Genomic DNA, 13,540 nt, shown 5'->3' with positions numbered 1-13,540 from the left:
ACAGCACAGGCCAGGTAAACCGGTGCAGCGTGCATGGCTGAGCAGAACTTTCACGGCCATGCCTTGTTCTACACCGTAGAATGAGCGGGCACAAGAGGCTTTTACAAAATACGAGGAGACCGATGAACACACCTTCCCTTTCCCTGCCCGCCCTCGCGCTGGTGCTGTGCGCCGCGCTGGCCCCCCTGCCCTCGCTGGCCCAGCAGGCCGGCAAGGCTGCGCCGATGACGCATGTCGCCTGGTCCAAGAACGCCAACATCTACGAAGTCAACATCCGCCAGTACACGAAGGAAGGCACGTTCAATGCCTTTGCCGCCCACTTGCCGCGCCTGCGCAAGATGGGGGTCGATGTCCTGTGGCTGATGCCGGTGCAGCCGATCGGCATGAAGAACCGCAAGGGCACGCTCGGCAGCTATTACGCAGTGCGCGACTATACCGCCATCAATCCCGAATTCGGCACGATGGACGACTTCAAGCGCTTGGTGAAGCAGGCCCAGGGGTTGGGTATGCGCGTGATCATCGACTGGGTGGCGAACCACACGGCCTTCGACCACCCCTGGACCGTCCAGCACAATGACTGGTACCTGAAGGATGCAAAGGGCGAGATCTTCCCGGTGACCTATACGGAAGGCGCGGAGCCCGAGTACTGGACCGACGTCACGGGCCTGGACTGGAAGCAGCCGGGCCTGTGGAAAGGCATGCGCGATGCGATGGCCTTCTGGGTGCGCGAGACCGGGATCGACGGCTTCCGCGCCGACGTCGCGGCCAAGGTGCCGACCGCTTTCTGGGAACAGACCCGCGTGGAACTGGAGAAGATCAAGCCGGTCTTCATGCTGGCCGAGGCCTGGCAGCCCGAGCTGCACAACAAGGCCTTCGACATGAGCTATGGCTGGGACACGCTGACCATCTTCAAGGACATCGCCAAGGGCAAGGCCGACGGCAAGGCCCTGCGCGCGCTGCTCGACAAGCCGCCGGTGGCCTATCCGGAGCACGCCTACCGCATGCGCTTTACCAGCAACCACGACGAGAACTCCTGGCACGGCAGCGACAAGGAGCATTACGGTCCCGCCTTCAAGGCCATGGCCGTGCTGGCGGCGACGCTGCCGGGCATGCCCTTGATCTATGGCGGCCAGGAAGCGGGGCTGGACAAGCGCCTCGCGTTCTTCGAGAAGGATCCGATCGAGTGGAAGGGGTATCCGCTGGCGTCCTTCTATGCGGGCCTGCTCAAGCTCAAGCACGACAACCGCGCGCTGTGGAACGGCCAGTATGGCGGCAAGGCCGAGGTGCTCGATACCGGCAACGACAAGGTGTTCGCGTTCCGGCGCGAGAAGGATGGCAACCGGGTGCGGGTGACGGTCAATCTCACCGGGGCGACGCAGCAATATGGCTTGCCGGGAGGCGGCTCCAGGCGCGCGCTGGGGGCGTGGGAATATGTGATCGATGCCGGCGTGAAGTGACGCGCTTCGCTGCAGCTTGATGCGTCGTCTTCAGCGCCTCAAGCCTGCAAACGCCGCCGGCTCCCACTCCCGCAGCGCCAGCAGCAAGCCCATCCCGCGCCGCTGCGGCAAGGGCGCGGCCAGGCTCTCCTCGTGCAGCTGCGCAAAGCGCGCGCGCAACTGGCGCAGCTCCAGCTGCAGCTTGGCGCGCGCGCTCTCGGTCAGCATGCCGTGCGCGAAATCGAGCGCATCGCCCTCCTCCCCGAATCTGCTGTCGATGAATTCGGGCATGCCCTGCTCGCGGAAATAGCCGCGGATCGGACCGTCCGCCAGCCAGTCGAAATCGCGCGCCACGTTCAGGCGGATGCGGTTGCCCGGCAACAGGGTAATCAAGGCCAGGCGGTCCAGGCGCAGCAGCAGCTGCACGCATTCGGCCTCGGTGAGCCGGTAGGCCTGCAGCATCTCCGCCATCGTCCAGTGGTTCAGCGCGCACACCGCCACCAGCAGCAGGCGCGCATCCGAGACCAGCTCGCGCTCCTGGGGGGCCGTCAGGGTGCGCAGCCGCTGCTGGACCTGCCCTGCTTCCTGCGCCAGCTCGGCGAGCGTCAAGCCAAGCAGCGCGCAGATCTCGACCAGGCGCTCGAGGGTGAACTGCCCGCTGGCGAACAGGCGCTTGACGCTCGGCTCCGACAGCCCGAGCGCCGCGCCGACGTCGCGGTAGGTCTTGCCCTGCTGCTTGAGCTCGCGCTTGAGCGTGGTAATGAGTCGGGTGATCTCGGACATGCGGCGCCGGGGAAAGGGAGGTGCGCCGATGGTAGCAGCCGGGCCGGCCGGCGGGCAAGCGGCGGCTTACGCCGCCGAGGCCAGCGCCACGCCGTTCTTGCCGGTGCGCTTGACGGCATACATCGCGTGGTCGGCGCGCGCCAGCCAGGCGTCGAGGTCCGGCTTGTCCTGCGGCGCATGCAGCGCCACGCCGATGCTCGCGCCCACCGTCACCGTGGCGGTGCGCAGCACGAAGGGTTCCTTCAGGCGCGCCAGCAGCTTGCGCGCCGTGTCTTCGGCGTGCGCGGCGTCGGTCAGCATCTCCAGCACCACCACGAATTCGTCGCCGGCCAGGCGCGCCACCATGTCGGTCTTGCGCACGCCCTGCAGCAGGCGCTCGCCGAACTGGCGCAGCAGCTCGTCGCCCTCTTCGTGGCCATGGATGTCGTTGACGGCCTTGAAACCGTCCATGTCGAGGAACAGCAGCGCGCTCGGGCGCCCCACGCGGCGGGCGCGGCTCATGGTCTCGGGCAGCGCCTCGAGCAGCGCGCGCCGGTTCGGCAGGTTGGTGAGCACGTCGCGCAGCAGCAGTGCCTGCAATTCGGCGGTGCGTTCGGCCACGGCGGCTTCCAGCCGCTCGTTCAGGGCGATCAGGGCTTCGCGATGCGTGGTCTCGCTGCGCACCAGGTCGCGCATGGTGCTCGACAGGATCTGGGCTTCCAGGAAGCCGTCGATCCGCGGAATCGGCGGCGGCTCCTTGCCGGCATCGGTGGCCTCGGTCACGCGCTCGATCGCTTCGCGCAGCACCGCCATCGGACGCATCAGGCGGCGCGCCAGCACCACCGCGGCGCAGGCCAGCACGAGGCCCAGCAGCGCGCTCCAGCCGAGCATGCGCTGCTTCAGGTCGACCGCGCTTTCGAGCGCCTTGTCTTCGGTCTGGCGCACCAGCACGGTCCAGCGCAGCGACGCCGGGTCGAGCATGTCGCCGGTCTGGCTGTAGCCGGTCAGGTAGACGCGGCCGTCCGGCCAGACTTCGCGCAGCGAGCCGGTCATGCCCTTTTGCGCCAGGCGCAGGCTGGTGGTATTGAGCTTGTGTTCGACCAGCGACTGCGGTCCGAGCATGACGGTGCCGTCGTCGCGGATGACCAGGATCTCGGCGCCGTATTCGCGCAGCGCCGGCGTGAGCAGCGTGCGCGCATGGCGGCGCGCCCACTCCCAACTCAGGTGCATGCCCAGCACCCCGACCGTCTTGCCCTTGCGGTCGAGGATGGGGCCGGAGACGTCCACGAAGCGCCACGGATCGGGCGTCTTGGGCAGCATTTTTTCGAGCAGGACCGCCGGATGGTAGTCGCTGGCGTGCACGCCCTGGATGCCGGCCACGAACCAGGGACGCTTGCCGACGTTGGCGCCTTCGAGCATGCGGCCGGTGGAAGCCGTCACGGCGCCGTCGATGTCGGCGATGCCGATCCAGGCATAGTCGGGAAAGGTGCGCTGCAGGCTTTCCAGCACGGTGCGTGCTTCGTCGGGATTCCTGGCGTGCCGCACCTGCGGCAACTGGGTGAGCAGCCTGGCGTCGCCGATAGCCTGCTCGATCACGCGGTTGAGCGAGTCGCGCATCTGCCACGACAGCTGCTGCAGGCGCAGCTCGGCTTCCTCGGAAGACTGGCGCACGGCGAAGTGATTGACCAGCGCGAGCTGCAGCGCGACGGTCAGGACGACCGTCGCGCACACCGCCAGGGTCATCAGGCTGGACAGCCGCAGTTTGCCGAAGAGGCTGTTCATGGACGAAATTAACTCGGAAAGTCTAATTGTCGCACATTGTAACAAGCTTACTGGCTAGAAATAAATACACATAGGCATGAATTGTTGCCGAACTGGCCATTTTCGGCATGCTTACAACAGGGCGACTCCGACGGAGGGAGCAAGCCGCCCATATGAAGCCGGATCAGTTGCCGAAGTAGCGCCCCGGGCGGTGCCAGGCCATGACCATGCTGCTCATGGCGATCGCACTGAGCGAGGACCAGCCCACCAGTTCCGGCGTGACGATGGCCAGCGCCACAAGGAGGACGACGGCGTCGATCAGCACCTGGGTGCGGCCGGCATTGATGGCGTATTTCTTCTGCAGCCAGAGCGTGACGATGCCGGTGCCGCCCACGCCGGCGCCATGGCGCGCCAGGGCCAGGATGCCCATGCCGCAGAAGGTGCCGCCGCCCAGGGCCGCCAGCATCGGCTTGACGTGCCCGATGACCAGACCGTAGGGCACGAGCTTGAGCATGGCCATGATCAGGACGCTGACGGCGAGCGACTTGATGGTGAAGCGCGCGCCCATGAACAGGTAGCCGAACAGGAAGAACGGCAGGTTGATCAGCATGAACAGCATGCCGACCGGCAGGCCGGTGGTATAGGACAGCAGCAGCGCGATCCCGGCCACGCCACCCGTGATCAGGCCGGCGGCCTGCAGCAGCAGGACGCCCATGACGACAAACAGCACGCCCACCGCGATCCCGTAGAGATCGTCCAGGAAGGAATGCGGCTTGACGGACACCGGGCGGTTCGACTGCACGCGCGAGGATGGCAAGGCGCCCTGCATCATCGGGCCACCACTGCGGACAAGCACGCACGCAGGGCGTTGCTGGCGCAAGGGGAAGACAGCGGGCCGGACGGGAGACAGGGATTCATTTTCCTCATGGTTCACAAAGTAGCTGCCGCAGTGCCGGGAATGGCAGTTGCGATAACAAAAGACGGGAACGTGGATGGTACTGCTGGGTATAGCCGCTTATTATTACCCATGTTGCAGCGCAATGTAAGACGAGGAAACGATATGTCGGTCATTCGGGAAACGAATAACCGGAGGACTGCGGGGGGAGAACTTGGCCGGCTACGCGGCGAACCGTGTCGTATCGCCGGCAGGGATGTCCAAGGCGGGACGCCCCTACGGCAAGGAGGTGAAGCGGGTCAGGCCTGGCGGACGATCAGGGCGGGTGCCTGCAGCCGGACCGAATCCATCTGCATCTGTTTCGAGCGCACGGTGTAATCGTGGTAGGCCGGAATCGCGATGGCCGCAACGATGCCCAGGCCGCAGACGCCGAAGATCAGGACCACGGCCCACACGGACCAGCGCCGCTGCACGCGGTTGAAGTGCTCGACGCTGTCCCACTGCGCGTTCTTCCAGGCCATCTCGCGCCCTTTGACGCCGAGCCAGATGGCGACGAAGAAGCCGATATAGGGAACCAGCGCCAGCAGCCCGATCCAGGTGCGGTTGCCGAGCGCCCAGATCCAGCTCAGCAGGAAAGCGCCCCAGCTCCAGCCCTTCACGCCCTCGGGGATATCGCCGTCGAGCCGCGACGACATCATCGGCTGCTTCATCGGCGCGCCGTATGCCTGGGCCGCGGGACCGGCATGTGCCCCGCCTGTGACTGGCTTGCCGCAGTTGCTGCACAAGGCATCGGCCCCGGTGGCCGGGGTACCGCAGGATGTACAAAACATGGCTTCCTCACACAATGATTAGAATTCTTATCGACGCACGTGCTGCGTCAGGCGCGTATGCATGCGCAGATAGTCATTCTAATAAATGTTGGCGAGAGGAAATCTATTGAATAGTCACGACCTGCCCGGCACATACCGGGCAGGCCGTGAAACCGCAAATTACTTGTATAGCACGTTCGGCAGCCACAGGCCGATCGCCGGGAAGGCATACAGCAGCACGATGCCCAGCACCTGGATCGCCATGAAGGGCAGCATGCCCATGAAGATCTGGTTCAGGGTCACGTGCGGCGGCGCCACGCCCTTCAGGTAGAAGGCCGACATCGCCACCGGCGGCGACAGGAAGGCCGTCTGCAGGTTCATCGCCACCAGCAGGCCGAAGAACAGCGGATCGATATTGAAGTGGGCCAGCAGCGGCACGAAGATCGGCATGAAGATGACGATGATTTCGGTCCACTCCAGCGGCCAGCCGAGCAGGAAGATGATCACCTGCGCCAGCAGCATGAACTGCACCGGGGTCAGGTTCATCCCCAGCACCCAGGCATTGATGATTTCCTGCCCGCCCAGCAGCGCGAACGCGGCCGAGAAGATGCTCGAGCCGACGAACAGCCAGCACACCATGGCCGTCGTCTTGGCCGTCAGGTGGGCCGATTCGCGCAGCAGGTTCACGTTGAACCGCCGGTAGGCGATGGCCAGCACCATGCCGCCGAAGGCGCCCATGGCCGCCGCCTCGGTCGGCGTGGCCAGGCCGAACACGATACTGCCCAGCACCGCCATGATCATGATCGCCAGCGGGAACAGCGACCCGAGCAGCATCTTGAAGATCTCCAGGCGCGCGAAGCTGAAGAACGCATAGAACACCAGCAGCGCCGCGGCGCCCACTCCGAACACGGTCCAGTAGGTGGACGACGCAGGGCGGGCCACGGCTTCCCGGGCAGGCTCGGTCGCTGCCGCCTCCATGGCCTGCGGGCCGGCCGGCGCCGCGGGAGCGGCGACCGTCGGCGACGCAGCCGCACCCTCGGCGGCAGGCTCGACCGGCGGCGTCTCCAGCGCGCCTTCGCTCGGGGGTTCGGCCAGGCCGCCTTCGGCCGGCGGCTCCTGCAGCCCGCCGCTGTCGCCGCTGCCCGACAGCGCGCTGGTGTCTTCCTGGGCGCCCATCTCGACCAGCTCCGTGGGCGCGGCTTCAGGGGCGGTCACCATGCGGTAGCTCACGCCCATGATGGCGGCAAAGGCCAGCGCCGGCAGCAGGGCCACGAACAAATTCGTCAGCAGGGTCCGGCTCGGCACGCCGGCGGCGCGCGGGCCCTTGATCGCTCCCACCAGGCCCGGCACTGCGCTCTTGTGATAGGCGCCAGGGATGGACTGGGCAAAGGCGGGCAGCGCGACGATGCGCTCGGCGGCGGGCAGCGGCGGCGCCATCGAAGGCTTGAGCTTGGCGATGATCACCACATAGGCCACGTAGAGGGCGGCGAGCATGATGCCGGGGAACAGGGCTCCCGCATACAGCTTGACCACCGAGACGCCGGCCGTGGCGCCGTAGACGATCAGCAGCACCGAGGGCGGGATCAGGATGCCCAGGCACCCGCCGGCCGTGATGGCGCCGCTGGAGAGCTGGGTGCTGTAGCCGGCCTTGAGCATCGCCGGCAGCGCCAGCAGGCCCATCAGCGTGACCACCGCGCCGACGATGCCGGTGGCGGTGGCGAAAATCGCGCAGGTAACGATGGTGGCCACTGCCAGCGAACCGGGCACGCGCGCCATGGCCAGGTGCAGGCTCTTGAACAGGCGCTCGATCAGGTTGGCGCGTTCGACCAGGTAGCCCATGAACACGAACAGCGGGATCGAGATCAGCACGTCGTTGGCCATCACCGAATAGGCACGCTGCACCATCAGGTCCAGCGTGAGCTGGATTGCCTGGCTGGGGTCGGTGCTGTGGAAGGCGAACCACGCGAACATCATGCCCATGCCCATCAGGGTAAAGGCAGTGGGGAAGCCGAGCATGATGGCCACCACCACCAGCGCCAGCATCAGCAGGCCCAGGTGGCCGTTGGTCATGTCGGCCGGCGCCGGCATCAGCACGAACAGGCCGACCACGATGGCCAGCAGGATGGACAGGCCGAACCAGATTTCGCGCCTCATGTCGCCCTCCCCTCGTCCACATGCACCATGGCCTTGAGCTTGTCGACGTCGACTTCCTCGACATCCGGCTCGCGCGCGGGCCAGGCCCCGTTGCGCAGGCAAATCACGCAGCGCACGATCTCGACCAGGCCCTGCAGCAGCAGCAGGATGCCGGCAAACGGTATGACCATCTTGAAGGGGTACAGCGGCGGGCCGTTGGCGGTGAGCGTGGAATGCTCGCGGATCGCGAAGGATTCGGCGGCATAGGTGTAGCCCGCCCAGCACAGGGCGACCACGCCCGGAATGAAGAAGACGATATACAGCAGCAGGTCCAGACCGGCCTGCAGGCGCGGCGGGAAGAAGCTGTACAGCACGTCCCCGCGCACGTGGCCGTTCTTGGCCAGGGTGTAGGCGCCGGCCATCATGAAGGCGGCGCCGTACATCATGATCATCAGATCGAACGCCCAGGGATTGGGCTGGTTCAGCGCATAGCGCGAGAATACTTCCCAGGTAATGAGGAAGGTCAGCGCCACGATCAGCCAGGAAAAGGCCTGGCCGACCCAGCTGCTGACCCGGTCGACGAAAAACAAGACGTTCTGCATGGAGCTGCTCCCGGTCGCGAAAAAAGCGCCACCCTCGTCTGGCCGGGGGTGGCGCGCATGAAGCCCAAGACGTGCTTACGCCTTCTTTGCCGGGGGCGCCTTGCGGCCGAAGTAGTGGTTGTAGGCCATGCGGCGCGGGTTGTTGGTGTCCATGTCCCACTTCATCGCGCGCTCGGCAAAGGCGCGCATCGACGCCTCGACCTTCTTGAACAGCGGGTTGTCGGCCCCCTTCTTGGCCACCACCTGGTCCCAGATCGCGAGCTGCTGCTGCAGGATCGCGTCCGGCGTCTTGTAGAACTTGACGCCGTCCTTGGCCTGCATGTCGCGGTAATCCTTGGAATAGCGGTCGACCGCTTTCCAGGACATGTCGCTCGAAGCCGCTTCGACCGCGTTCTCGATGATCGACTTGAGCTTGGCCGGCAGCGCGTTGTACTTGGCCTTGTTGAAGGTGATCTCGAAGGTTTCGGAACTCTGGTGGAAGCTTTGCAGCATGCAGATCTTCGACACGTCCGGGAAGCCGAGCAGGCGGTCCGAGCTGGCGTTGTTGAATTCGGCGCCGTCGAGCAGGCCGCGGTCCATGGCCGGCACGATCTCGCCGCCCGGCAGCGCATTGACCGCCGCGCCCATGGCCGTGAACAGGTCGATCGCCAGGCCGTTGGTGCGGAACTTCATGCCCTTGAGGTCGTCCGCCTTGCTGATCGGCTTCTTGAACCAGCCCAGCGGCTGGGTCGGCATCGGGCCGGTGAGGAAGGACACGACATTGGCGCCGATGCCGTTGTACAGTTCGGCCAACAGCTCCTTGCCGCCGCCGTACTTGTGCCAGGCCAGGACCATGTTGGCGTCCATGCCGTAGGCCGGCCCCGAGGTCCAGAGCGCAATGGCGCTCTGCTTGCCGTAGTTGTAGCCCATCACGCCATGGCCGCCGTCGAGGGTGCCCTTGGAGACGGCGTCGAGCAGGCCAAAGGCAGGCACCACGGCGCCGGCCGGCAGCACCTCGATCTTGAGTTCGCCGCCGGTCATGTCGTTGACCTTCTTGGCGAAGTCCAGCGCGTACTCGTGGAAGATGTCCTTGCTCGGCCAGGTGCTCTGGAAGCGCATCTGCTTGGGCGTCTGCGCAGTGGCGATCATGGGAACGGCCAGCGCGGCCCCGGCGGTGCCGGCGGCTGCATTGCCCAGGAACTTACGACGGCTAGGAACTGACTGCTTCGACTCTTTGTCACCCTTCTTCATGCTTATGTCTCCTGTCTAGTTTTATTTACACGGACTGAATCGATACACGCACAAATTCTGGCTTCGAGAAAACACCCTCTCGATACGACGCCGCACATCCGTTCGCAGAATGTGCCTGTTTCCTTACGGATTGCTTACGGAGTACATACGGAGAATGGAATCGTTTTAATGTTGTGTCAAGGACATGTTTGCGGGTCAGTTCTGGCAGCGTGAACAGTACGGTCAGCGCGCCAGCAGGTGGGGACCGATCTCCGCTACCGACTGCACGCCGGTCAGGACCATGTTGGTGCGCAAGTCCTTTTCCATGATGGCCAGCAGCCGCTCGACGCCGGCCTGGCCCTGCGCCGCCAGCGCGTAGACGAAGGCGCGCCCGAGCAGCACGCCGTCGGCGCCCAGGGCCAGCATGCGGAACACGTCGGTGCCGGTGCGCACGCCGCCATCGGCGAAGATCGTCATCTTCCCTTTCACGGCATCGGCGATCGACGGCAGCGCCCCGGCGGTGGACAAGGCGCCATCGAGCTGGCGGCCGCCGTGGTTGGAAACGACGATGCCGTCGGCGCCGAAGCGCAGCGCGGCCTGTGCGTCCTCGGCATCGAGGATGCCCTTGAGGATGAGCTTACCCTTCCACTCGTCGCGGATCCACTGCAGGTCGTGCCAGGCGATGTCGGGATCGAAGTTCTCGCCCAGCCAGCCGATGTAGTCTTCCAGGCCGGTGGCGTGGCCGCGGTAGGCCGAGATATTCCCGAGGTCGTGGGGCCGGCCGTGCAGGCCGACATCCCAGGCCCAGTGCGGGTGCAGCATCGCCTGCACCATGCGGCGCAACGGGCCGTTCGGGCCGCTCATGCCGCTGTGGGCGTCGCGGTAGCGGTTGCCCGGCACCGGCATGTCGACCGTGAACACCAGCGTGGTGGCGCCCAGCTCCCAGGCCCGCCGCATCACGTCGCGCATGAAGGCGCGGTCCTTCAGGACGTAGAGCTGGAACCAGATCGGTTTCGATGCCTGGGCGGCGACTTCCGACAATGGACAGACCGAGACGGTGGACTGGATGAAGGGGATGTTCCGGTGGCAGGCGGCGCGCACGGCCTGCACTTCGCCGCGGCGCGCGAACATGCCGGTCAAGCCGATCGGCGCCAGCGCGATCGGCAGCGCGTAGCGCTCGCCGAACCACTCGGCGGCCAGGTCGAGCTGGGAAGAGCCGCGCAAGACCTTCTGGCGCAGCTTGACCATCTGCAGGTCGTCGACGTTGGCGCGCAGCGTTTGCTCGGCGCCGGCGCCGCCGTCGAGGTAGTGGAACAGGAAAGGCGGCAGGCGGCGCCGGGCCGCTTCGCGGAAATCAAGAGCGGACGAGATGATCATGGCTGTCCGATGCGGGCCAGGATCGCGGACAGCGCCTTGATGTCGACCGGCTTGACCAGGTGATGGTCGAAGCCCGCGGCCATCGACTGCTCGCGGTCCTTGTCGTGGCCGTACCCCGTGATGGCGACCAGCAGCGAGCCCGCGGTGGCCGGCAAGGCGCGCAGCTGCTGCGCCAGCGCGTTGCCGTCCATGTCGGGCAAGCCGATATCGAGCAGGCAGACCTGCGGCGCTTCCTGCGCGGCGCGCGCCAGGGCACGGCGGGCACCGTGCTCGACGGCGACACGGTGGCCGGACGCTTCCAGCAGCATGGCCAGCATGGCGGCGGCATCGACATTGTCGTCCACCACCATGATGCGCAAGCTGTCCGCCGGCGCGGCATGCAGCTCGGCGCCGGCCTGGCTGCCTGCGTGCGCGTCTTCCTGCGCCTGCAGGCGCGACAGGCAGATGGTGAAGGTGCTGCCCCGGCCCGGCCCTTCGCTCTCGCAGGAGACCGTGCCGTGGTGCAGCTCGACCAGGCTCCTGACCAGGGCCAGTCCCAGTCCCAGCCCGCCGAGGGAGCGGTCCGAAGAGCGCTCGGCCTGGGCGAACAGGTCGAAGGCGCGCGCCACCAGCTCGGGCGCCATGCCGATGCCGTTGTCCGACACTTCGATCAGCACCTGGCCGCCGCGCGCCAGGGTGCGCAGGGAAATGATGCCGCCTTCGTGCGTGTACTTGGCCGCGTTGTTGAGGATATTGGCCAGCACCTGCACCAGCCGCTTGCGGTCGCCCTCGACCAGCGTGGCCTCCGGCGCCAGGCGCAGCTCGAGCTGGTGGCCGCGCGCGCGGATCAGGGGATGGACCTGCTCGACGGCGTCGGCCACGATGTGATCGATGTCCAGCGGCGCGCGGTCGAGCTCCACCAGGCCGCGCGTGACCCGCGACACGTCGAGCAGGTCGTCCACCAGGCTGGTCATGTGCCGGACCTGGCGGCCGATGATCTGGCTGGTGCGGCTCACCCGCTCCTGGTCGAGCCGGCCCATCTGCAGCAGCTCGGCGGCGGCGCTGATCGGCGCCAGCGGATTGCGCAATTCGTGCGCCAGCATGGCCAGGAATTCGTCCTTCCTGCGGTCGGCCTGGCGCAGCCGCTCCTCGCTCTCGCGCAAGGCCTGTTCGGCCGCCTTGCGCTGGGTGATGTCGATGGCGCTGCCGATCACGCGGATGCACTCCCCCGCCTCGTTGAACAGGCCCCGGCCCTTGGCGGCGACCCAGCGCACCACGCCGTCTTCCTTGCCCACGGTGCGGTATTCCGCCTCGTACTGCACCCGCAGCGCCGGGTCGGCCGCGCGCGCGTAGGAGGCCAGCGTACGCTCGCGGTCCTCGGGATGCACGCCATTGTAATAATCGTCCAGCGTCACCGGGCGGTCGGCGCTGATGCCGAACATGGCCTTGACCCGCGGCGGCCAGTGCATCGCGCCGCTGGCCATGTCGACGTCCCATTCGCCGACATCGGCGGCATCGACGGCCAGTCGCAGCTGCTCTTCGCGCGCGCCCAGGGCGGCCTCGGCCAGCTTGCGGTCGTGCACGTCGGTGGAGGTGCCGAACCACATCGTGATCTTCCCCGACTCCGGATCGCGGTAGGCCTCGGCCCGCGCCAGGAACCAGCGGTATTCGCCGGCCGCGGAACGGATCCGGTGTTCGATGCTGAAATGGCCGCCGCCGGCCAGCGCGCGTTCCCACGCCCGCACGGTCGACGCGCGGTCGTCGGGATGCACGAAATCGTCGGAGACGTCCTGCGGCGTGGTGCTGTCGATCGGCACGCCGGTGTACGCAGCCCACTGCTTGTTGAAATACACGCCGCGGCCCTGGTCATCGATGACCCAGACGATCTGCGGGATCGAATCGGCCATCAGCCGGAACCGCAGTTCGCTGTCGCGCAGCCTGGTTTGGGTCTCGTGCTGCTCCCGGGTGCGCGCCTCGACCCGCTGCTCGAGCGTGTCCTTGGCCTCGCGCAGCCGCCGGTTGGCGACCTCGATCTCGAGCGCCTGTTCGTCGATCCTGGAGGCCATGCTGGCGCTGCCGCTGTGCGACTGGACGAAGCCGGTCACGTCCTCGGCCCGGTGGATGATGTAGTCCACTTCGCCATCCGCGCCGAGCACCGGCGCATTGACCGTGCTCCAGTAGCGCTCCTCGAATACCAGCCCGCCCGGGCTCATGACCGGCAGGTCGTAGCGCTGGATCCCCAGGGTGTCGGCGCAGCCGCCCTGCAGGACCCGATCGAGAGATGCCTTCACTGCCTCCATGCCGCTGGCGGCGGGGTCGCCAGGGTTGTCGGGGAAGACCTCGAACAGCGCGCGCCCGAGGATATCCCCGCGCTCGGTCAGGGTCGCGGACAGGTAGGCCTGGTTGACCGCCACGATGCGCAGGTCCGGCGCCAGCACCAGGCAAGGCGAAGGCATGGCCTCGAAGATCGCGGCGAAATCGGGCTGCGCGGGCGCGGGAAAATGTAGGGTCGAGGCCATCTGCGATTACCTGTTGTCTAGCGTGAAGTGCTTATCTTACAGATAGTCGGCATGTGGC

At 66.6% G+C, this 13,540-nt stretch carries 10 protein-coding genes; 1 reads left to right on the top strand and 9 read right to left on the bottom strand.

The genetic code is table 11. The annotated features are described in order from the left end of the window. Window positions 1-122 precede the first annotated feature (122 nt). Entirely contained in the window at window positions 123-1,457 is a 1,335-nt protein-coding gene (locus AC3XQU_RS15240; protein ID WP_489875008.1) for an alpha-amylase family glycosyl hydrolase, read from the top strand. 30 nt (window positions 1,458-1,487) lie between these two features. On the opposite strand, the gene AC3XQU_RS15235 is transcribed toward AC3XQU_RS15240, so the two are convergent. From AC3XQU_RS15235 to AC3XQU_RS15195, 9 genes are all read right to left on the bottom strand, one after another. Then, on the bottom strand, window positions 1,488-2,219 hold the full coding sequence (locus AC3XQU_RS15235; protein ID WP_489875007.1) for a helix-turn-helix domain-containing protein: 732 nt from the start codon (window positions 2,217-2,219) through the stop codon (window positions 1,488-1,490). 66 nt (window positions 2,220-2,285) lie between these two features. Next, complete coding sequence (locus tag AC3XQU_RS15230) at window positions 2,286-3,980, bottom strand: diguanylate cyclase domain-containing protein (protein WP_489875006.1); 1,695 nt, start codon at window positions 3,978-3,980, stop codon at window positions 2,286-2,288. Window positions 3,981-4,143: 163 nt separating this feature from the next. Beyond that, window positions 4,144-4,791: a YitT family protein gene (locus AC3XQU_RS15225; RefSeq protein ID WP_489875005.1), complete on the bottom strand. Its 648-nt coding sequence runs from the start codon at window positions 4,789-4,791 to the stop codon at window positions 4,144-4,146. A 362-nt stretch (window positions 4,792-5,153) separates the two neighbouring features. Further along, complete coding sequence (locus AC3XQU_RS15220) at window positions 5,154-5,684, bottom strand: hypothetical protein (RefSeq protein ID WP_489875004.1); 531 nt, start codon at window positions 5,682-5,684, stop codon at window positions 5,154-5,156. A gap of 159 nt (window positions 5,685-5,843) precedes the next feature. After that, the gene (locus AC3XQU_RS15215) at window positions 5,844-7,817 is read right to left on the bottom strand and encodes a TRAP transporter large permease (protein ID WP_489875003.1); all 1,974 of its coding nucleotides are present in this window, start codon (window positions 7,815-7,817) and stop codon (window positions 5,844-5,846) included. Further along, window positions 7,814-8,398, bottom strand: a complete 585-nt coding sequence (locus AC3XQU_RS15210) for a TRAP transporter small permease subunit (RefSeq protein WP_489875002.1) — start codon at window positions 8,396-8,398, stop codon at window positions 7,814-7,816. The genes AC3XQU_RS15215 and AC3XQU_RS15210 overlap by 4 nt, the downstream gene beginning before the upstream one ends. Window positions 8,399-8,473: 75 nt before the next feature. Continuing rightward, window positions 8,474-9,628 carry a TRAP transporter substrate-binding protein gene (locus AC3XQU_RS15205; protein WP_489875001.1) on the bottom strand — a complete coding sequence of 385 codons (1,155 nt, stop codon included), beginning with the start codon at window positions 9,626-9,628 and terminating at the stop codon, window positions 8,474-8,476. A 222-nt stretch (window positions 9,629-9,850) separates the two neighbouring features. Beyond that, window positions 9,851-10,984, bottom strand: coding sequence for an FMN-dependent L-lactate dehydrogenase LldD (lldD, locus tag AC3XQU_RS15200; RefSeq protein ID WP_489875000.1), 1,134 nt, complete (start codon window positions 10,982-10,984; stop codon window positions 9,851-9,853). After that, window positions 10,981-13,482: a hybrid sensor histidine kinase/response regulator gene (locus AC3XQU_RS15195; RefSeq protein ID WP_489874999.1), complete on the bottom strand. Its 2,502-nt coding sequence runs from the start codon at window positions 13,480-13,482 to the stop codon at window positions 10,981-10,983. Before AC3XQU_RS15195 ends, lldD begins: the two co-directional genes overlap by 4 nt. Window positions 13,483-13,540 lie beyond the last annotated feature (58 nt).

Source organism: Telluria sp. AZSoR62 (assembly GCF_058111565.1).
This window is presented reverse-complemented; position numbering and strand designations above follow the sequence as displayed.